Origin of the sequence: Parafrankia elaeagni (genome assembly GCF_000374165.1) — a bacterium.
In the GTDB taxonomy this organism is placed as follows: domain Bacteria; phylum Actinomycetota; class Actinomycetes; order Frankiales; family Frankiaceae; genus Parafrankia; species Parafrankia elaeagni.
Map to the genome: position 1 here is coordinate 143,209 of NZ_KB893728.1, position 19,501 is coordinate 162,709.

At 73.0% G+C, this 19,501-nt stretch carries 16 protein-coding genes and 1 pseudogene (1 of these 17 cut by a window edge); 9 read left to right on the forward strand and 8 right to left on the reverse strand.

The window, feature by feature from the left end:
• The 5 genes and pseudogenes from B207_RS34295 to B207_RS34300 all read left to right on the forward strand — a co-directional run.
• Nucleotides 1–3,063, forward strand: the final stretch of a protein-coding gene (locus B207_RS34295) for a non-ribosomal peptide synthase/polyketide synthase (protein ID WP_018637781.1). The gene continues 25,683 nt to the left of window position 1, outside the view; only the last 3,063 of its 28,746 coding nucleotides appear in the window; its start codon lies off the left edge, out of view; its stop codon occupies nucleotides 3,061–3,063.
• Between the two features lie 48 nt (nucleotides 3,064–3,111).
• Nucleotides 3,112–3,327 carry an MbtH family protein gene (locus tag B207_RS0117080; RefSeq protein WP_018637782.1) on the forward strand — a complete coding sequence of 72 codons (216 nt, stop codon included), beginning with the start codon at nucleotides 3,112–3,114 and terminating at the stop codon, nucleotides 3,325–3,327.
• Nucleotides 3,328–3,367: 40 nt separating this feature from the next.
• Nucleotides 3,368–4,504, forward strand: a pseudogene (gene hppD, locus B207_RS42895) (4-hydroxyphenylpyruvate dioxygenase); the annotation flags it as partial.
• Between the two features lie 39 nt (nucleotides 4,505–4,543).
• The gene (locus tag B207_RS42900) at nucleotides 4,544–5,632 is read left to right on the forward strand and encodes an alpha-hydroxy acid oxidase (protein WP_407671426.1); all 1,089 of its coding nucleotides are present in this window, start codon (nucleotides 4,544–4,546) and stop codon (nucleotides 5,630–5,632) included.
• 189 nt (nucleotides 5,633–5,821) lie between these two features.
• Nucleotides 5,822–6,142 (forward strand): hypothetical protein, encoded by a 321-nt coding sequence (locus tag B207_RS34300; protein WP_035740970.1) that lies wholly within the window; start codon nucleotides 5,822–5,824, stop codon nucleotides 6,140–6,142.
• Between the two features lie 12 nt (nucleotides 6,143–6,154).
• Here the strand turns inward: B207_RS34300 and B207_RS0117095 are convergent, their stop codons facing one another.
• Nucleotides 6,155–7,045 (reverse strand): aldo/keto reductase, encoded by an 891-nt coding sequence (locus B207_RS0117095; protein WP_018637785.1) that lies wholly within the window; start codon nucleotides 7,043–7,045, stop codon nucleotides 6,155–6,157.
• A 301-nt stretch (nucleotides 7,046–7,346) separates the two neighbouring features.
• On the opposite strand from B207_RS0117095, the gene B207_RS0117100 reads away from it, so the two are divergent.
• Entirely contained in the window at nucleotides 7,347–7,655 is a 309-nt protein-coding gene (locus B207_RS0117100) for a hypothetical protein (RefSeq protein ID WP_018637786.1), read from the forward strand.
• A 126-nt stretch (nucleotides 7,656–7,781) separates the two neighbouring features.
• Here B207_RS0117100 and B207_RS0117105 read toward each other — a convergent pair whose 3' ends face one another.
• The 4 genes from B207_RS0117105 to B207_RS0117120 all read right to left on the reverse strand — a co-directional run bounded on the left by B207_RS0117105 (nucleotide 7,782) and on the right by B207_RS0117120 (nucleotide 11,391).
• Nucleotides 7,782–7,937, reverse strand: a complete 156-nt coding sequence (locus tag B207_RS0117105) for a hypothetical protein (RefSeq protein ID WP_326828412.1) — start codon at nucleotides 7,935–7,937, stop codon at nucleotides 7,782–7,784.
• A 168-nt stretch (nucleotides 7,938–8,105) separates the two neighbouring features.
• Nucleotides 8,106–8,993, reverse strand: a complete 888-nt coding sequence (locus tag B207_RS0117110) for a heme ABC transporter ATP-binding protein (protein WP_018637788.1) — start codon at nucleotides 8,991–8,993, stop codon at nucleotides 8,106–8,108.
• On the reverse strand, nucleotides 8,990–10,060 hold the full coding sequence (locus B207_RS0117115) for a FecCD family ABC transporter permease (RefSeq protein WP_018637789.1): 1,071 nt from the start codon (nucleotides 10,058–10,060) through the stop codon (nucleotides 8,990–8,992). The genes B207_RS0117110 and B207_RS0117115 overlap by 4 nt, the downstream gene beginning before the upstream one ends.
• Nucleotides 10,061–10,248: 188 nt before the next feature.
• Nucleotides 10,249–11,391, reverse strand: coding sequence for a heme/hemin ABC transporter substrate-binding protein (locus tag B207_RS0117120; protein WP_230205064.1), 1,143 nt, complete (start codon nucleotides 11,389–11,391; stop codon nucleotides 10,249–10,251).
• A 1,082-nt stretch (nucleotides 11,392–12,473) separates the two neighbouring features.
• On the opposite strand from B207_RS0117120, the gene B207_RS0117130 reads away from it, so the two are divergent.
• Both B207_RS0117130 and B207_RS0117135 read left to right on the forward strand, forming a co-directional pair.
• Complete coding sequence (locus tag B207_RS0117130; RefSeq protein ID WP_018637792.1) at nucleotides 12,474–13,235, forward strand: thioesterase II family protein; 762 nt, start codon at nucleotides 12,474–12,476, stop codon at nucleotides 13,233–13,235.
• 149 nt (nucleotides 13,236–13,384) lie between these two features.
• On the forward strand, nucleotides 13,385–14,230 hold the full coding sequence (locus tag B207_RS0117135; RefSeq protein WP_018637793.1) for a 3-hydroxybutyryl-CoA dehydrogenase: 846 nt from the start codon (nucleotides 13,385–13,387) through the stop codon (nucleotides 14,228–14,230).
• Here the strand turns inward: B207_RS0117135 and B207_RS38470 are convergent.
• From B207_RS38470 to B207_RS0117145, 3 genes are all read right to left on the reverse strand, one after another.
• Nucleotides 14,130–14,924: an MFS transporter gene (locus tag B207_RS38470; RefSeq protein WP_230205065.1), complete on the reverse strand. Its 795-nt coding sequence runs from the start codon at nucleotides 14,922–14,924 to the stop codon at nucleotides 14,130–14,132. The genes B207_RS0117135 and B207_RS38470 overlap by 101 nt on opposite strands.
• The gene (locus B207_RS41555; RefSeq protein WP_051102564.1) at nucleotides 14,837–15,232 is read right to left on the reverse strand and encodes a hypothetical protein; all 396 of its coding nucleotides are present in this window, start codon (nucleotides 15,230–15,232) and stop codon (nucleotides 14,837–14,839) included. Before B207_RS41555 ends, B207_RS38470 begins: the two co-directional genes overlap by 88 nt.
• 250 nt (nucleotides 15,233–15,482) lie before the next feature.
• Nucleotides 15,483–17,147 carry an esterase-like activity of phytase family protein gene (locus B207_RS0117145; protein ID WP_018637794.1) on the reverse strand — a complete coding sequence of 555 codons (1,665 nt, stop codon included), beginning with the start codon at nucleotides 17,145–17,147 and terminating at the stop codon, nucleotides 15,483–15,485.
• 299 nt (nucleotides 17,148–17,446) lie between these two features.
• Here B207_RS0117145 and B207_RS0117150 point away from each other — a divergent pair, with 299 nt between their 5' ends.
• Nucleotides 17,447–19,384, forward strand: coding sequence for a PhoX family protein (locus B207_RS0117150; protein ID WP_018637795.1), 1,938 nt, complete (start codon nucleotides 17,447–17,449; stop codon nucleotides 19,382–19,384).
• The last annotated feature ends 117 nt before the right edge of the window (nucleotides 19,385–19,501 follow it).

Sequence of the window (19,501 nt, forward strand, 5' to 3'; positions counted from 1 at the left end):
GCGGGACTGCCGCGGCTGTTCGACACGCTCGTCGTCTTCGAGAACTACCCGCTGGACGAGGCGCCGGCCGACCCGCGCCTGGTCGCCGTCACCGGGCACGACGCCACCCACTACCCGCTCACCCTCGTCGTGCTGCCGGCGCGCCGCCCGCGGCTGCGGCTCGGGTACCGGCCCGACGCCGTCGGTGCCGACCTGGCCGAGGCGATCGGCCGCTGGCTGACCCGCCTGCTGACCGACCTGACCGACCTGACCGACCTGACGGATCTGACGGACCTGACGGGCGTCCCGCGACACGGTGGCGCACCCGGCCGGCTGACCGGGTCGTTCGACCTGCTCGACGAGAAGGAGCGCCACCAGGTGCTCGTCGAGTGGAACGACACCGCGGTCACACTGCCCTCGGTCACCCTGACGGAACTGCTCGACGCCCAGATCGCGCGGACCCCGGACGCGGAGGCCGTCGTGTTCGAGGGCACCCGGCTGCGCTACGCCGAGCTCGACGCCAGGGTCACGGCCGTCGCGGCCTACCTGCGGGCCCGCGGAGTGGGTCCGGAACACCGGGTGGCCGTGGTCGTCCCGCGCTCGGACGGGCTGGTGGTCGCCGTGCTCGCCGTGCTGCGGGCGGGTGCCGCCTATGTCCCGGTCGACCCCGGGTACCCCGCGGAACGGGTCGCCACGATCCTGCTGGACGCGGCGCCCACCTGGATCCTCACCTCGGCGCAGCTGCGCGCCGCCGAGGCTTCCGGCGCCGGTGACCCCACCGGGGTCTCCGGCGCGGCGGCGGGCGGCGGGCCGTGCCGGCTCGACCCGCGGCACCCGGCCTATCTGATCTACACCTCGGGGTCGACCGGCGAGCCGAAGGCGGTCACGACCAGCCACGAGGCGATCGCCAACCGGCTGCGCTGGATGCAGTCCACCTACCCGCTCGGCCCGGGCGACCGGGTGCTGCACAAGACCCCGGTCACCTTCGACGTGTCGGTGTGGGAGCTGTTCTGGCCGCTGATCGCCGGAGCCACCGTGGTCGTCGCCCGGCCGGACGGGCACCGGGATCCCGGCTACCTGGCCGACCTCATCGCCACCGAGCGGATCGACACCGCCCACTTCGTTCCGTCGATGCTCGAGGTGTATCTGGACGAGATCGCGCGGCCCGGCCGGGACCGCACCGCGGCGGCCCCGCGCCGGGTGCTGTGCAGCGGCGAGGCACTGCCGGGCGAGCTGGTCCGCCGCTTCCACGAGGTGCTCGGCGACCCGTCCGCCGGCGGTCCCGGCGGTTTCGGCCGGACCGAGCTGCACAACCTGTACGGGCCGACCGAGGCGGCCGTCGACGTCACCGCGTGGCCGTGCCCGCCCGGGCCTGCGGGGCCTGCGGGGCCTGCGGGGACGGTGCCGATCGGCCGGCCGGTGTGGAACACCCGCCTCCACATCCTGGACGCGGCACTGCGGCCGGTGCCGCCGGGCGTGCCCGGCGAGCTGTACCTGGCCGGGACGCAGCTCGCCCGCGGTTACCACGGCCAGCCGGAGGTCACCGCGGCCCGGTTCGTCGCCGCGCCGTTCGGCCCGCCAGGGTGCCGCATGTACCGCACCGGTGACCGGGCCCGCTGGCGCGCCGACGGCGCGGTCGAGTTCCTCGGCCGCGTCGACGACCAGCTGAAGATCCGCGGGGTCCGGGTCGAACCCGCCGAGATCGAGCACGTGCTCGCCGCCCATCCGGGCGTGGCCCGGGCAGCCGTCGCCGCCCAGCCGGGCCCCGGGGGCACGCGCCTCGTCGCCTGCGTGGTGCCCGTGCCGGACGCACCGGCCGACGCGGGCGGCCTGCGCGCACACGTGGCCCGGGCGCTGCCCGAGCACTGCGTGCCCTCGGTCGTCGTCATGGTCGACGACCTGCCGCGGACAGCCAACGGCAAGCTCGACCGCCGGGCTCTGGCGGCCCTTGCCGCCGCGGGTCCGGCGGCGCATCGGCCGGAGCTGCTGGTGGCGCCCGAACCGTCGCCGGCCACGCCCGCAGCGGCGTCTCCCCGGGCGCGGGCGCTGGCCGTCCTGTTCGCCCAGGTCCTGGGTCTGCCCGAGGTTCGACCGGAGGACGGGTTCTTCGACCTGGGCGGGCACTCGCTGCTCGCGATGCGCCTGGTCGGGCGGATTCGGGACGAGCTCGGCCTGGTGACCGGTATCCGCGACCTGCTCGCGGCGCCCAGTCCGACCGCGCTCGCGCAGCGGCTCGCCGACCAGCACCCGGAGCCGGACCCGGATTCGAAGCCGGACCCGGACCGGAGGCTGGAGGGGGCGTTCGATCCGGTCCTGCCCCTACGGGCCGGTGACGGGACCCCGCCGCTGTTCTGCGTCCACCCCTCGTCCGGGCTGAGCTGGGCCTATACCGGGCTGCTACCCGGTCTGGACGGTCGCCAGCCCGTCTACGGCCTGCAGGCGCCCGCGCTAGCAGGTCTCGGCACACCGTCCGGACCCGCCGGACCCGCCGGACCGGGAGCCTCCGTCGGCGAGCTGGCCCGGCGCCATCTCACGGCCCTGCGCACGGTGCGCCCGGAGGGCCCGTACCGACTGCTCGGCTGGTCCTTCGGCGGGGTCGTCGCGTACGAGATGGCGGTCCGGCTGCAGCAGGCGGGCGAGCAGGTCGAGCTCCTCGTCCTGCTGGACGCCTACCCGCCGGCCGGCGGGACCGCCGCCGAAACCGGACCGACCGCCGGAGCCGGTCGGGAGGTGCCGGAGGAACTGCGGGAGCACGCCGCGCTGGCCCGCCTCGACGAGGCGGCGCTCGACCGGCTCGCGGCAGTGTCCGCGGAGCACGAGCGGGCGCTGGCCGGCTTCGCCCCGGGGCGGTTCGACGGGGAGCTGGTGCTGTTCACCGCCGGGCAGGACCGGGGCCCCGGCGTGACGGGGACCGCGGCGTGGGCGGGGCACGTCACCGGCCGTGTCGTCGAGCACCCGCTGCCCTGTACCCATCACGAGATGCTCCGGCCGGAGCCGGCTGCCGCGATCAGCGCGGTGCTCGCCGAGCTGCTGGCCGCGGCCGACGCGGCCGACCCGGCCGACCCGGCCGACGCGGGTCACTGAAACCGGATTCCGCTCACGCGGGTCCTCCGACGGCGAAGGAGCCGACCGATGACGACCAATCCGTTCGACGACGAGAACGCCGAGTTCCTGGTTCTGGTCAACGACGAGAATCAGCACTCGCTGTGGCCGGTGTTCGCCGACGTCCCGGCCGGCTGGACCTCGGTGCACGGCCCGGCCGGCCGGGCCGAGTGCCTCGACTACATCGAGACGCACTGGACGGACCTGCGCCCGCGCAGTCTCGTCCAGCAGATGTCCGCCGGCTGAGCTGTCCGCCCACCAGACGTCGATCCCGGAGGGGCGGTCCATGCCCGAGAACACGCCTACCGACAGCCTGACCCCGCAGGCAGCGGCGGCCGAGCCGCCGGCGCGCCCGTTGACCGTCAGTCACGTCGTCTACTTCGCCGCGGACGCGCCCGCCACCGCCGCGGACTTCGCCGACCGCTGGGGATTCCACCCCGTCGCCACCGCGGACGACGACGGCACCCCGGACGGCCCGGGCCGCGCGGTCGCACTGCGCCAGGGCGGGCTCAACCTGGTGGTCTGCGAAGGCCGGCATCCCGATCATCCCGCCGCGCGGTTCGTCGAGCGTCATGGGGACGGCTTCGGCGACCTCGCGCTGCGTACGGCCGACGTGCGCGCCGCGGTCACCGAGGCCGTCGGGCGCGGGGCGCGGGTGGTCGCCGAGCCCACCGAACGGGACGGGCTGGTGTGCGCGGTGCTCGGCGGCTTCGGTGACATCCGGCACACCCTGGTCGAGCGGCCGGGGGCGGGGGAGGCCTGGCTGCCCGGGTTCACCCCGGTTGCCGACGGGATCGGTTTCGGCCCGGCCCCGGAGGCGGATCAGGGTGCGGATCAGGGTGCGGACCCGGTGACCGGGCTGACCGTGCTTGATCACGTGGCCGTCGCCGTCGAGGCCGGCACGCTGGACGAGACCGCGGCCTACTACCACCGCGTCTTCGGCTTCCGCACCGTGTACTCGGAGATCATGGTCCGTGACGACGAGGCGATGGACTCGAACGCCGTCCGCAGCCCCTCCGGTGACCTCACCCTGACGTTGATCTCCCCGAGCTCGGACCACAAGCCGGGCCACATCGGCGACTTCCTGGCCTGGCACGGCGGCCCCGGGGTGCATCATCTGGCGTTCGCGTCCACCGATCTGACCCGTACCGTCGACATCCTGCGTGATCGTGGTGTGGCCTTTCTCGACCCGCCGGATCTGTACTACGAGCGGCTCGCCAGCCGGGTCGACCTCACCCGGCATCCGCTCGACGAGGTGCAGCCCCGTGGGATCCTCGCCGACCGCGAGGAGGGCGGGCTGCTTTATCAGATCTTCACCCGGTCCAGTCATCCGCGGCACACGCTGATTTTCGAGGTCATCGAGCGGGACGGAGCCCAGGCGTTCGGCAATCGCAACGTGCGCGCGCTCTACGACGCGATCCAGGCCGAGAACGCCGAGATCGCCGGCCAGGTCGCCGTCCCGGTGGCCCCGGCTCCGGCTCCGCTGCTGACACCGGCGGATGCCGAAGCCGCCGCCGCCCGGCTGCTGCCGGCCGACGTCTGGGACTTCGTGCGTTCCGGGGCGGGCACCGAACGCACGCTGACCGCCAACACGACCATGCTCGACCGGGTCAGCCTGCTGCCCCGGGTGCTCGTCGACGTCTCCGCGGTCAGCACCGCGGGCCGGCTGCTCGGCAGCGACGTCCCGGCGCCGATGGCCGTCGCCCCGATGGCCTACCAGCGGGCGGTGCACCCCGACGGGGAGCTGGCGGCCGCGGCCGGCGCGCTGGCCGCGGGGGTGCCGTTCACTGTCAGCACGTTCAGCAGCGTCGCCGTCGAGGACATCGCCGTCACCGGCGCGGACCTGTGGTTCCAGCTGTACTGGCTCCGTGACCGCGGCGCGGTCGCCGAGCTGGTCGCCCGGGCCGAGCAGGCGGGTGCCCGGGCCCTCATGCTGACGGTCGACACCCCCCGGCTGGGCCGGCGCCTCGCGGATATGCGCCGGTCGTTCACCCTGCCACCGGACGTCGCCGCCGCGCACTTCTCACTGAACGCCGAGGGCGTCCAGGCCGGCGTCTCGGCGCTCGCCGCCCAGACCGCCGCGCTGGTCGACCCCGCGCTGAGCTGGGCGGATCTCGACTGGCTGCGGGAGCGGACCAGCCTCCCCCTGATCTGCAAGGGCATCCTGCACCCCGACGACGCGGTGCGTGCCGCACGGGCGGGCGCCGCGGCGGTGGTCGTCTCCAACCACGGCGGGCGCCAGCTCGACGGGGCGGCGGCGAGCGTGACCGCGCTTCCCGCCGTCGTCACCGCGGTGCGGGCCGCCGTCGGTGACAAGGTCGACGTGCTTCTGGACGGCGGCGTGCGCACGGGAGCCCACCTGCTCAGCGCGCTCGCTCTCGGCGCCGACGGGGTTCTCGTCGGCCGTCCCGCGCTGTGGGGCCTGGCTCTCGGGGGCGCGACCGGCACCGCCCGGGTGCTGGGCCTGCTGCGCGCGGAGCTGGAGGACGCGATGGCTCTCGCCGGCTGCCCGGACCTCGCCGCCGCGGCGCGCCTGACCACCATTCACTGACCATCCGCCGCGGCTGGCCGGACCGCGACATCCGGCTGGTCATCCGCGCGTACGGCCGTTGCTCGGGGTAGTGGCTACTGCCGACCGGCGCAGTCCCGCGATCTCGGCGCCGCGCGGATGCCTGTGCGCGCTCCCGGCGGGGTGCGGAAAGGTCAGGCGCGGCCGGGCCGCTTCCGGGAGGATGACGTCATGCACAAGCCCAGAGGCTCCCGGTTGTCGATCGGCTCCGAGGACTCCGTCCTCTGTCTGTGGTCGAAGGGGTCCGTGCTGTCCATCGGGTCGGTCGGCTCGGTGCTGTCGATCGGGTCCGTCGGCTCGGCGGTGTCCGTCCTCGGCGTGGGCTGCTACGCGTCGATCTTCAGCATCGGATCCTTCGCCAGCATCGGCTCGATCCACAGCGCCGCCTCCCGCTGGTCGGTGTTGTCCTGGCGGGCCCGCTGGGCGGCGCTCACCAACGGCACCCCGAGCAACCCCGGCCGGGACGTTCGGACGTCCCGGCCGGGGTCGTGACACTTCGGGCGATCAGGCTTCGGGAATCTCCCGTCCCCAGGCGGCCCGCGTGATCGCTTCCGGCTCGGGGCCGCCGCGTGCCCCGGTGTCCAGTGTGTCGATCGACGCGAGCTCGGCGTCGGTGAGCGTGAAGTCGAAGATGTCGAAGTTCTCCGCGATCCGGGTCGGTGACACCGACTTCGGGATCGCCTGTCGGCCCTGCTGGAGGTGCCACCGCAGCATCACCTGAGCAGTGGTCTTCCCGTGTGCCGTGGCGATCTCGACGAGCGTCGGGTCCTCTAGGGTGCTGCGGCGGTCGTCGTCGCCCCAGCCGGGGTAGAAGGTGATCCCGCCGATCGGGGACCACGCCTGGGACAGGATGCCGAGCTTGTCGTCCTTCTCCAGCAGTTCGGTGTTGCGGAAGTAGGGGTGCACCTCGATCTGGTTGACCGCGGGTACCACGGTGGTGGCGTCGAGGAGCCGGTCGAGGTGGTCGGGCAGGAAGTTGCTGACGCCGATGGCGCGCACCTTCCCGTCGGCCAGGAGCGTCTCGAGGGCTCGGTAGGCGTCGATGGTGAGGTCGAACTCGCTCGGCAGCGGCTGGTGCAGGATCAGCAGGTCGAGCTGGTCGACGCCGAGCTTGCCGACCGCCTTCTCGAACGCGTGCAGGGTCTCGTTGTAGCCGTAGTCGCTGATCCAGACCTTGGTCTCGACGAAGATGTCGTCGCGGGCGAGGCCTGACCGGCGGATCCCCTCGCCGACGCCGCGCTCGTTGCCGTAGGCGGCGGCGGTGTCGATCAGCCGGTAGCCGACCCGCAGCGCCTCCTCGACCGCGACCGCGGTCTCCTCGGGCGGGGTCTGGAAGACGCCGAAGCCGAGGGCGGGCAGCCTGACGCCGTTGTTCAAGCTCAGATCGGTGCTCATGCCTCCACGCTAGGTACCGGCACACCGTCCAGGGAGGTCGGGTCAGTACCCCCCTCGCCAGCCCGATCAGCGGCGAGGCGAGCGCGGAGACAACAAACCCGGCGACGAACACCGGCTCCCGGCGGGATCGACTTTTGCCGAGAATCCGCACAGCAGTTTCGGATCTCCACTTGGGAACAATGGGGTGCCTGGTCGGTATCCACGCCGAGTCGGCAGTCGCACGGCGTTCCGGCGACGGCCTGGGTAGCCTTTCCCCCGCGCTACCGCGGCAGAAACCGAACCGAACGAAAGGGTATATCTGATGTCTCAGCAGGAGCAGCAGCAGCGCCAGCAGGTCGAGCAGCAGCTGCGCCAGAACTGGCGGCAGCTTCGCTACCCGCTGCTCGACCAGTTCGGTCAGGTCAGTGCCGCCGACCTGGACGCGGCGAACGGCATCAACGACCTGATCGCGCGGATCGCCGACCGGACGCACCACAGCGAGGGGTACGTCGAGAACCGCCTGCGGGAGCTGGTCAGCGCGGGGGCCGGCCAGAGCCGGAGCGGGCAGTTCGACGAGCGTTTCGGCAGCGAGCGGAGCGGCGGCCAGGGGCAGTCCTTCGGCTCCCGCTAGTCAACGGGACCGCACCGGGCAGACGGGGCGGGAGACCGGCCCGCCGGTTCCCGTGACCGGCGTCGCCGCCTGACGCGTGCCTGCCCGGTGTCGGTCCCTCCGGGCCCACCGCCCTGGGCGACGGCGTCAGTGGGCCTGATCCGTATCCGTCGACCGCGCCGAGAGCAGTGTCCGGAACTCCAGCAGGTCGTCGATCAGGGCCGCGGTCTCGGCGGTCTGGGGCAGCCGGCGCAGCTCCGCCAGTATCACATCGGTCTCCGACAATGTCGGAATGCTGTCCATGGACATCACCATTGACAGGACATCGTCCACGGAACACCCGCCAGTCAGGGTCAGGGGCATCTTCTGCTCGGTGGGACGCCCAATGCGGAACAAGTTTCGTCCGGGACGATGTGGGGATTGTTACGACCGAGGTGTCGGCCTGTTACTTTTTTCTGACAAGAAAAACCGTTACGATTTGCTCGGCGGGTGATTCCCTCGTGATTCCGGCCACTTGTGGTGGACCAAGGGCCCCGCGCGGCCGCCCGCCGGCTCGGGATGGCTGTGCCGGCCGGGGAGGACCAGCCTGGCCGGGCGTAGCGGATGGTCGATCACGGTGACCGGATGGTCGTAGGTCTCGGTCAGGATGGTGCTGGTCAGCGCCTCGGCCGGCGTACCCAGGGCGCGTAGCCGCCCACCGGCGAGGACGGCGACGGTGGTGGCGTGCACCGCGGCGAGGTTGAGGTCGTGGACGACGACGACCACGGCGCGGCCCGCGTCCGCCATCCGGCGCGCCGTCATCAGGACGTTCTCGGTGTGCCGCAGGTCCAGGGCGGCGGTCGGCTCGTCCAGCAGCAGGACGGGGGTGTCCTGGGCGAGGACCCGGGCGAGGCTGACCCGGGCCTGCTCCCCGCCGGACAGGTCGGTGCAGCGGCGGGCGGTGAGGTGGGCGACGTCGGCGACGGCCAGCGCCGTGCCGACGGCCGCGTCGTCCCGGTCGCGGTCCGGTGGCCAGGGCGCCCGGCCCAGCCGGACCACGTCCTCGACGGTGAACGGGAAGCGTGGCGTGCCGCTCTGGGGGAGGACCGCGCGCAGGCGGGCGAGCGCGCCCGGCCGGTAGCTGCCGATCGGGCGCCCGAACAGGCTGACCTCGCCGGTCGTGCGGGTGCGGGGGGTGGGGCGGTCACCGGCCAGCGCGGCGAGCAGGGTCGACTTGCCCGCTCCGTTGGGGCCGACGATCGCCAGCAGCTCCCCGGCGCGCACGGTCAGCGTGATGTCGTCCAGCAGCCGGCCCGTCGGCGTGTGGACGGACAGGCCGGCTGCGGTCAGGACCGGTTCACCGGCCGCGTCCACGGTCATGCCCACCCGCCGTGGGCGTTGCGGGTGCGGCGCAGCAGCAGGACGAACACGGGTCCGCCGACCAGGGCCGTCACCACGCCGAGCGGGACCTCCGCCGGCACGGCGATCGTGCGCGCGGCCAGGTCGGCGAGGACCACGGTGCCGGCGCCGACCAGTGCCGAGGCGGGGAGCAACGTCGCGTGCCGCGGGCCGCCGACGAGACGCACCAGATGCGGGGCGACCAGGCCGATGAACCAGATGATCCCGGTGAACGCGACGGCGGCGGCGGTGAGCAGTGCGACCAACGCGACCGCCTGCCGGTGGGTGCGCTCGACCGGCAGGCCGAGATGTGCCGCCTCCCGCTCCCCGAGGGCCAGCAGGTCCAGCGGGCGGGCCAGGCGCAGGGCCAGCACCAGCCCGGCCAGGCCGGGCGGAGCCACCGCCGCGAGCGCCGTCCAGGTCGCGCCGCCGATGCTGCCGAGGCTCCAGAAGGTGATGTCGCGCAGCTCCTGGTCGTTCGCTGTGAAGATCGCCAGGCCGACGAGGGCGTTGGCGACCGCGCCGACCGCGACGCCGGCGAGCATCAGGGTGATGATCTCCGTCCGGCCGTCCCGGCGGGCCGCGAGGTAGACCACGGAGGTGGCGAGCAGCCCGCCGAGGAAGGCGGCCGTGGGCACGGTCCACTGGCCGAGCAGGGCGGGTGCGGCGACGATGGCGGCCGCGGCGCCCGCGGCCGCCCCGCCGGAGACTCCGACCAGCGCCGGATCGGCCAGCGGGTTGCCGGACAGCCCCTGCAGGATCGCGCCGGCGCAGCCGAGGCACGCGCCGACCAGCAGCCCGAGCAGGACGCGGGGCAGTCGGATGTTCCAGACCACCGCGTCGTGCCGCGCGCTGACCTCCACTCCGAGGGTGCCCAGGCCGAGGTGCTCGGCGAGGACGCCGAGCACGGACAACGGTGGGACACCCACTGCGCCGGTCGCGGCGCTGAGCACCGAGGCCGCCGCGACCGCGGTGCTCAGGAGGACCAGTGCCGACGCCGCACGGCCCCGCCGGACTGGCCCGCGCCCGCGCAGGCGCGGCTTCTCCACGGGCGGGCTGCCAGCGGGCGGGCTGCCAGCGGGCGAGTTGGCCGCGGGCGAGTTGGTCGCGGACGGGCCGGCCGTAGACGGGCGGCCCCCGCTTCGGACAGCTTCGGGGACGGCCGGCGGGGCAGGGCCGTCCGTTCCCGCCGGGCCCCCGGGCGCCGGCGCCCGGGCGCCCTCGGCCGGGGGCCGGGTCACCGCAGCCCCGGGTGGAGCGCGTCCACCAGTTCGTCGAGCGCGGCGGGGGTGCGCGGGCCCAGGCCGAGCAGTTCCAGGTCGTCGAGGTCGATGACCGCCCGGTTCTCGCCGGCGGTGGTCTGGGCGACTCCCGGCAGCCGGAGCAGCCCGTCGATCCCGCCGACCGACTCCAGGCCGTCGCTGAGCAGCAGCAGGTGATCGGGATCCGCGGCGACCAGCGCCTCGGCCGTCAGCGGCGTGAACTCACCCAGCCCTGCCGCGCTGCCGGCGTCGACACCGTGGGCGGCCTCGATCAGCAGGTCCGCCCCGCTGCCCTCGCCGCCGATCATGGCCACGTTCTGCTGGCCGCGCACGTAGAGGAAGGCGACCTTCGGCGAGTCCGTGGCACCCGCGGCCCGCTCGAGGACCTCGTCCAGCTCGGTCTGCGTGGTGGCCGCCAGCGCCGCACCGCGGCCCGGCACGCCGAGCGCCGCGCCCACGGCCCGGATCTTCGCGTCGACGCCGTCCAGCGACTCGGCGCCCCGCTCGACGATCACGGTGGGAACGCCCGCCGACCGCAGCTGTTCGATGACGGGGGGAGGGCCGGCCTCCGGTGTTCCCACCAGGACCGTCGGCCGCAGGGCGAGGATGCCCTCCGCGGCGAGTGACCGCTGGTAGCCGATCTTCGGCTTGGCCGCGGCCTCGGGCGGATAGGTGGCGGAGACGTCGGTCGCCACCACCTGGTCACCGAGCCCGAGCGCGAAGACGATCTCGGCGATCTCGCCGTTGAGGGGAATGATCCGGCTGACGTCGGTGACGGTCACGTCGCCACTGCCGGCCGAGGACACGGTGACCGGCAGCACGGGAGCCGCCTCGGACGGCCCCGCGGACGGCCCCGCGGACGGCCCCGCGGACGTCGACGACGAGGGCGCGGCCGGCGGTTCCGCCTCGTCGGACGACCCACAGCCGGCCAGCAGCATGCCGGCCACCGCGGCGACCGCGAGGACGGCCGTCACCCGCAGCTGTGCCGGCAGAGCCCTGGCCCGCTGCGGGCCGTGACTCCTTCGGCGGGCGACGGATGGACGGCGCCCCGCCCGCCGGGCCGGGTGTTCCTCCCGGTGCCGCGCACCGTGCTCGATATCAGGATCGGACCAGGTCACTGCCATCACGCTCCGCACACGTTCGGAATAGCCTCTTCCGGTCGCATCCGATTAAATTAAGTTAGCCTTACTTAATCAAGTGCCTGGCGGGACGTGGTGTGTCACCCGGTGTCGGCCGGGCCTCCGCTGCCGGCGGACAGCGCGACGTTATGCGTCGGGGCGAACACGCGACAACGTCGCCCACGGCCGAACGGCACGATCGTGCGCGCGGCACCGACACCGCGGATCGCCGTGCCGCGGCCGGCGGCCGCCGGCCCTCGGCCCTCGGTCCGTGGCCCTCCTGTGGCCTCCCTGGTCCCCGGAACGCCAGGTGCCCCCGTGCACCGCGAACAGGGCGGGTGTCAGGAGCCAGGGCCGGATGGTCGGTCGTCGCATGGGGTCGAACGGCAGGAACACCCGCAGGCGGTGGGAAGCTCTTGAACGAACCCCTGACCGGCTCCGATCCTCATCCGAACAGAGCCGGCCCGCCGGTGGACCGGCGGAGCGCGCCGGCGGAGCGCGCCGGCGCGGGACGCGGCGCGTATCGCGGAGTCGGGACATGAGGTTCGCGGGGTCGAAACGCGCCGACGGTATTCCGGAGGGCGCTGGATTCTCCGTACGGGAATTCGGATCGCGGTTGTCGCCGCGGCAGTCGAGTGGTCTTTCCGCGGCCCGCCGAGAACCCGTGCGTCAGATCCCCGGGACGCAGGGTTTCTGTGGCGCAGAGAGCGGTGGTCACCCGTGGGTGCTCCCGGCTTCGTGATTTTATCCGACTTTTCATCTGACTTTTTCAGTCGGTGCTGGTAGGGGACGGCTAGGGGTGTCCGGCCCGGCGAAGTCGCTCCTAGCCTCGTTCCGAGGCTGCCCCGGGTCGGCTATCCGCGCGGGCGGAACGGATATCCGGTCGCGGCCGGACATCCGTTATCGCCGCTGACCGTGGGCCTACCCGCAGAGGTGGATTCTGATGTCGCTCGTCGCCCCGCACCTGGCCTGCCGGGCACCGACCAGTCGGAAACCGGCCAGCCGGCAACTTCCGGCCCGACACTGGTTACCGAGACCGCGCGCACCGAGCCGGCCCCCGCTCAGGAAACGGACCCTGCCTGATGACCAGCACCACGCCCGACGACAGCCTGTGGCTCCGCCGGTTCCACACCGCCCCGGAGAGCCGCGTCACCCTCGTCTGCTTTCCGCACGCCGGGGGATCGGCCAGTTTCTTCTACCCCGTCTCCGCCGCGCTGCAGCCGACCCTGCAGGTCGCCGCCCTGCAGTACCCGGGCCGCCAGGACCGGCGGCACGAGCCCGGCCTGGGCAGCATCGCCGAGCTCGCGGAGGCCGTGTTCGCCGCCCTGCGGCCGTCGCTGGAACGGCCGGTCGCCTTCTTCGGCCACAGCATGGGTGCCACCCTCGCCTTCGAGGTCTCCCTGCGGATGCAGGAGCGGCTCGGACGCAGCCCGGTGACCCTGTTCGCCTCCGGCCGCCGCGCGCCGTCCCGCCACCGGCACGAGACGGTCCACCTGCTCAACGACGACGGCATCGTCGGCGAGCTGAAGAAGCTGAGCGGCACCGACTCCCGCGTGCTCGGCGACCTCGAGCTGCTGCGCATGATCCTGCCGGCGATCCGCAGCGACTACCGGGCTGCGGAGACCTACCGTTACACCCCCGGCCCCCGACTCGACTGCCCGATCGTCGCGCTGACCGGCGACCAGGACCCGAAGGTCGACCTCGACGAGGCCGGCGCCTGGGCCGAGCACACCACCGGGCCCTTCGAGCTGCACACCTACTCCGGCGGGCACTTCTTCGTGGCCAACCACCAGGCCGCGGTGATCAACCTGATCTCGGACCAGCTGCTCTCCCTGACGATCTGACCCATACCCCATACCCATACCCCGTGCCGAGCACCGAGGAGTCGCCCGTGTCCGCGTTACCCAGCCATCGGCCGCTGGACGCCCCCGGCGCGCAGGGTGGTCCCGGGCAGCCGCCCGCACCACCCGGGACGCCCGCGCCGATCCGCCGGGTGGGCATCGTCGGGTGCGGCACCATGGGTGCCGCTGTCGCCGAGCTCTGCGCACTCGCCGGGCTCGACGTCCGGGTCGTGGTGTCCCCACGTGATGTCTCGGCCGCGGCCGGGCGCCGCCGGATCACCGACTCGCTCGACCGCGGCGTCCAGAAGGGGCGGCTGACCACGGCCGACCGTGATGCCGCGCTCGCCGCGATCGAGCTGACCACGCGCCTGGACGATCTGGCCGACCGGCAACTGGTGATCGAGGCGATCCACGAGGACGAGGGTGCCAAGGTCGACCTGCTGTCCGCGCTGGACCGGATCGTCGAGGACCCGGACGCGATCCTCGCCTCCAACACTTCATCGATCCCGATCGTCCGGCTGGGCAGGTGCACCCGCCGCGCCCGCAACGTCATCGGCCTGCACTTCTTCAACCCGGTGTCGGTGCTGCCACTGGTCGAGGTGGTCTCCTCGGTTCTCACCAGTGAGGACGTCCGGGACCGGGCCGAGCACTTCGTCGCCACGGTGCTGGGCAAGGAGCCGATCCACTCGCCGGACCGGGCCGGCTTCCTCGTCAACGCCCTGCTGATCCCCTACCTGCTCGCCGCGATCCGGATGGTGGAGTCCGGGCTGGCGACCCCGGCCGTCATCGACCAGGGCATGACGTCCGGCTGCTCGCACCCGATGGGGCCGCTGCGCCTCGCCGACCTCATCGGCCTCGACGTGACGGCGGCAATCGCCGACGCGCTGTACGACGAGTTCAAGGAGCCGCTCTACGCACCCCCGCCGCTGCTGCAGCGGATGGTCGAGGGCGGCCTGCTGGGCCGCAAGCGCGGCCGCGGCTTCTACGTCTACTCCTGAGGCCCTGTACCCCGGACTGGCCGCCAGGATCAGCCGCCTCTGCCGGTGCCTGGCCCAGCGGCTCCCTGCCGCCGTCGGCCCGGGCGAGAGCCAGGCCGCCGAAGGCGAGTGTGATCAGGGCCAGGCCGCCGAGGAGCAGCGCCCAGGGTCCGAACCGGATGATCAGCCGAGCCGACAGCCCGAGCGAGAACGCCGCGATCACGACGGCGATCGGGACGAACGCGAGGCCGGCCTGCAGGGAGGTGTAGCCCAGCACCCGCTGGACGTAGAGGGTGCCGTAGAACAGCAGGCCGAACATGCCGGCGATCAGCAGGAACTGCACCAGGTTGGCCGCGGCGACGGTCCGCGAACGCAGCATCGCCAGGGGCAGCAGGGGCGCGGCGGCGGTGGCCTCCCGGGCGAGGAAGCCCGCCAGCAGCACGATCGACAGCGGGCCGAGCAGCAGGGTCTCGCCGGTCCGCCAGCCCACCTGGCCGGCGTTCACGATGGTGAACACGAACAGCATCAGCCCGGCCGTCACCAGCGCGGTGCCAGGGACATCCACGCTGCGGCCCCGACCCAGCCCGGGGCCGGTGTCCCTGGGCAGCGTGCGGAGCGCCCCGACGATCACCGCGACGCCGACCGGTGCGTTGACGAAGAAGATCCAGTGCCAGCTGGCGAGGTCCGTGAGCGCCCCGCCGATCGGTGGGCCCACCGCGGCGCCGGCGGCGGAGGCGAAGCTGTAGGCGGCGATGGCCTGCGCCTGCGCGCGCGGTTCCGGCGACCGACCAGGTCACCGAGCCGGCCGGCGAGCATCAGCAGGCCGCCGAACGGGACCAGGTAGGCGTTGACGACCCAGACCAGGTTCGCCGACGAGAAACCGAGACCGCGCTGCAGGTCCGGCAGCGCGACGTTGACGATGTTCTGCTCGAGAACGATCAGCATCTGGCCCGCGCAGAGCACGGCGAGCGCCAGCCCGGGCGATCCCCGTCTTCCCTGGGCGGACTGGGTGGCCTGGGTCATCAGCCGGTCTCCTCACCTTGCCTGCGGTCAACAGACACGGTGGAGGCACTGGAGGCCCCGCGAAAGAAGGCACTTTTTCGTGCCTCCGTCACAACGATGTGCCCGTGCCCGTGCCCGTGCCCGTGCCCGTGCCCGTGCCCGTGCCCGTGCCAGCCTGCGCCTGCGGCTGCGGGCCGGGTGGCGGAGCCGGCTGGGTGGCAGGCGCGGGACCGGGCGCCTGCCACCGTGCGCGGGTCTGCCGACCCGCGGATCAGCGCCGCGGGCCGCCCTTCGCGGTCACGGTGATGGTGACGGTCGCGGTGCTGGTGTGGGCCGGGAGCCTGGTGGTGTCGACCACCAGGAAGGCGCCGTCGTCCTGCTGCCCGTTCGGCAGGATCTTGGGCTTGAGCTGGAAGGGTGGCGTGGTGTTCGTCAGACCCGCGATGCCGAAGTCGTTGTCGTTGCTGATGACGAGGGTGCGTCCGCCGTCCGTCGTCGCGACGCCCTCGACCTTGTCGTGGCCGAAGAAGCCGCCGGTCGGGTCGAGCGTGCTGACCAGGCCGGCCAGGTCGACGTCCAGCGTCTTGCCCACCGGGCGGATGCCGAACGACGCCAGGGTCGCCGCCGCGGTCGCCGTGTCGGTGCTGCCGACCGTCGCCTCGATGGTCCTCCCGGGCGTGCCGAGCAGCAGGCCGCCCTGGCCGGCCGTGTACACCGCGCCGGGCACGGACGCCTTCGGGCCCACGTCGGTCGCGCCGGTCAGGTCGATCGTGAAGATCTTCTTGAACGCGCCCGGCTCGAAGTTGCCGTCCCGCTCGGTGACCAGGAACCTCGAGTTGCTGATCGCGGTGATCTCGCTGACCGCGCCCGCGTTGCGCAGCGGGTCGTCCAGCAGGTACACGTACTCGTGGGTGGCCCTGGTGCGCAGGTTGTAGGTGACGACGCGCAGGGTGGGGACGGTCACCGGCCGCGGGGTGAGGTCCTTCTGCGCCAGCGCCGACTGCATCATCCCGACCAGCGTGGAGCCGTCCGGCGTGATCGTCAGGCCCTCCATGCCGCGGTTCGGCATCCGGTTCGCGAGCTCCGCGGGCAGCGCGCCGTTGAACGGTGACAGCCGCTCGATCGCCCGGCCGTGACGGTCGAAGTGGGTGATGTAGGGCCCATACTCGTCGGAGACCCAGAACGTGCCGTCGCGCAGGGCGACCAGACCCTCGGGGTCGTAGCCGTTCGGGTCGGCGGTGAGGACGTTCCCGTTGATGTCGAGAATCGTCTCGCCGGTGCTCGCCTCGGTGCTGACCCGCCCGTTGTAGGGGGTGCCGTCGGCGGCCCGCAGCGGAATGGTCCGCAGCAGCGTCGCGCGGCCGTCGACCAGGCGGAACCTCCCGATGGCCGGGGTGAACGCCGGCAGTGGCTCGATCTTCACGCCGTTCGGGCCGTCGACGTTCGGGCCGCGGTCGGTGAGGCCGTAGAACTCGTCCCGCGAGCCGGGCACCGGGTAGATGGACGAGCCGTAGGCGCCGCCCTTGATGGTGACCCCGCCGATCGTGGCCAGTGGCGGGACCTGTGTGGCGTACCGGGTCACGGCGTCGCTGACGGAGTAGGTGAACGTGTCGGTGCCGGTGAAGCCGGGCTTCGGCACGTAGCTGAAGGTGCCGTCCGGGTTGAGGTGCAGTGTTCCGTTCGCCGGCGCGGTGTTCGCGACCAGGGTGACCGGGCGGCCGCTGTCGTTGCGCAGCACACCGCCGCCGCGGACGGTCAGCGTGTCGCCGGCCGCCGTGCGGTAGGCGTCGCCCCGTGCCGCCAGCGCCTGCCCGGGCTGCGGGCCGCCGCTTCCGCCGCCGTCTCCGCCGCCGGCCTGGGCGACGCCCGCCCCGGCACCGAGCAGCGCGACAGCCAGTGCGCCCGCGGTTACGCTGGTGACGCTCCGACGATTCATCCGTTCCCCCTTCGCACGCGCGCCCCGTAGCGCGCGCCGTCGGCGAGCCTGCGCCGCCCTGATGGACGCGCGGCGTCCCCCGCATGGCCCAGCCGTAAACCGCGTCGCACATGTCGGTTATCTGCGCAGTACGGGGGGCCTGCGTCGCGGCGGGCCCGGGCAGCGCGGAACGTTGGCCGGCGGTTCATCCTGGGTTCGCGCACCGGCCCGCCGCGGCAGCCCCGGGCTGGTTAACGTCGCCGACGCAGCGATCAAAACACAGCGATCAGCAGCGATCACGCGGACGTGACGGAGGAAATGTGCACGACGACGCCGACGACGCCGGTTCGAATCCCACCGAGAACCCGAGACTCTCCGACCTCATCGCGGCCCGGGTGAGCCGCCGGACGCTTGTCGGCGGCGGAATCGCCGCGGCCACCGCAGGCTTTCTCGGAGCGTCCGGCGTCACCGCGGCCAGCGCCGGTGGTCCTGGTGGCGGTCGCCCCGGCCACCCCGGCGGCCCGGGAGGCCCCGGGCGGGGCCTGCTCGGTTTCACCGAGGTCCCGACCAGCACCGCGGACACCTTTGTCGTTCCCGCCGGCTACACCTTCCAGGTGATCGTCCCCTGGGGCACGCCGCTGGCGCGGAAGGGCCCGGCCTGGAAGAAGGACGCGTCGAACAGTGCGGCCGACCAGGCCGTCCAGGTGGGAATGCACCACGACGGAATGCATTTCTTCCCGACCGGCCGCGGCTCCGCCGAGAACCGTGAGGGCCTGCTGGTCGTCAACCACGAGTATGTCGACCAGGGCCTGCTCTTCCCGGACGGCGGTGCCACGATCACCCCGGAGAAGGTCGCGAAGGCGCTAGCCGCGCACGGCGTCAGTGTCATCGCGATGCAGCTGCAGGGCGGGAAATGGGTCAATGTCGACTCCCGCTACAACCGGCGTATCACCGGGGCCACCCCGGTGACCTTCTCCGGTCCGGTCTCCGGCCGGCACCCGGAGCTCGCGGCGAACACCGCCCCGCAGGGCACGCTGAACAACTGCGCGAACGGATGGACCCCCTGGGGCACCTACCTGACCTGCGAGGAGAACTGGAACGGCTATTTCGGCACCACCGACGCAGCCTGGAGCCCGAACGCGGCGCAGAGTCGTTACGGGGTGGGCGCGGCAAGCGGCTACAACTGGCACACGGCCGACCCCCGGTTCGACGTCGCCAGGAACCCGAAGGAACTGAACCGGTTCGGCTGGGTGGTCGAGATCGACCCGTTCGACCCGAAGTCCACGCCGGTGAAGCGCACCGCGCTCGGCCGGATCAAGCACGAGGGCGCCACCGTCGTCGAGCAGGACGACCGGATCGTCGTCTACACCGGCGACGACGAGAACGGTGAGTACCTCTACAAGTTCGTCGGCTCCCAGCCGTGGCGCAGGCTGCGGCGCGAGGGCAGGAGCCCGCTGGACCACGGCACCCTGTACGTCGCCACCTTCGGCGCGGACGGTTCGGGCACCTGGGTTCCGCTGGTGTTCGGCAAGGGCCCGCTCACGGCCTCCGCCGGGTTCGCCGATCAGGCCGACGTCCTGCTGCGCACCCGCCAGGCCGCGGACGCGGTCGGGGCGACGAAGCTCGACCGCCCCGAGTGGGTCGCGGTGCACCCGAAGAGCCACGAGGTCTTCGTCACCCTGACCAACGGAAGCAACGGACCGACGCCGGCGAACCCGCGGGCGAACAACATCTACGGGCACATCCTGCGTTTCCGTGAGAAGGGCAACGACAACACCGCGCTGTCGTTCACCTGGGATGTCGCCTTCTACGCCGGCGACCCGTCCTACCAGCCCGAAGGCGCCTCGGTGCCGGCGAACCAGCCCCTGTTCGGCTCGCCCGACGGCCTGTGGGTCGACCGCGACGGCCGGCTGTTCATCCAGACGGACGTCTCGAACAGCTCGCAGAACCTCGCGTCCCGCAAGCACGACCGGATCGGCAACAACCAGATGCTGGTCGCCGACCCGGGGACCGGCGAGATCCGCCGGTTCCTGACCGGCCCGCGCGGCTGCGAGATCACCGGCATCACCGCGACACCCGACGGCACCTCCCTGTTCGTCAACGTCCAGCACCCCGGTGAGTCCACCCCGGCCTTCGGCGCCCCGACGCCGGAGAACCCGCGGGCGGTCAGCAACTGGCCGGACTTCGACCCGGCCGGCCGCCCCCGCGCGGCCACCGTCGTGATCCGCCGCCGCGACGGCGGCAAGATCGGAACCTGACGCCCGGACGGGGTGTCGCCGCCGTCCAGCCCGTGACAGGCTGGACGGCGGCGACAGCACGGAGAGACCCGGACCGGCCCAGGAGAAGCTGCTCATCGATCCCTCCGTGCCGGGGGA

Bases quoted from the DNA above. Each gene is read 5' to 3' on its own strand.
- B207_RS0117080 (WP_018637782.1), top strand. From the start codon at position 3,112: ATGACGACCAATCCGTTCGACGACGAGAACGCCGAGTTCCTGGTTCTG.
- B207_RS34300 (WP_035740970.1), top strand. From the start codon at position 5,822: ATGCACAAGCCCAGAGGCTCCCGGTTGTCGATCGGCTCCGAGGACTCC.
- B207_RS0117095 (WP_018637785.1), bottom strand. From the start codon at position 7,045: ATGAGCACCGATCTGAGCTTGAACAACGGCGTCAGGCTGCCCGCCCTC.
- B207_RS0117100 (WP_018637786.1), top strand. From the start codon at position 7,347: ATGTCTCAGCAGGAGCAGCAGCAGCGCCAGCAGGTCGAGCAGCAGCTG.
- B207_RS0117105 (WP_326828412.1), bottom strand. From the start codon at position 7,937: ATGGACAGCATTCCGACATTGTCGGAGACCGATGTGATACTGGCGGAG.
- B207_RS0117110 (WP_018637788.1), bottom strand. From the start codon at position 8,993: ATGACCGTGGACGCGGCCGGTGAACCGGTCCTGACCGCAGCCGGCCTG.
- B207_RS0117130 (WP_018637792.1), top strand. From the start codon at position 12,474: ATGACCAGCACCACGCCCGACGACAGCCTGTGGCTCCGCCGGTTCCAC.
- B207_RS41555 (WP_051102564.1), bottom strand. From the start codon at position 15,232: ATGACCCAGGCCACCCAGTCCGCCCAGGGAAGACGGGGATCGCCCGGG.
- B207_RS0117145 (WP_018637794.1), bottom strand. From the start codon at position 17,147: ATGAATCGTCGGAGCGTCACCAGCGTAACCGCGGGCGCACTGGCTGTC.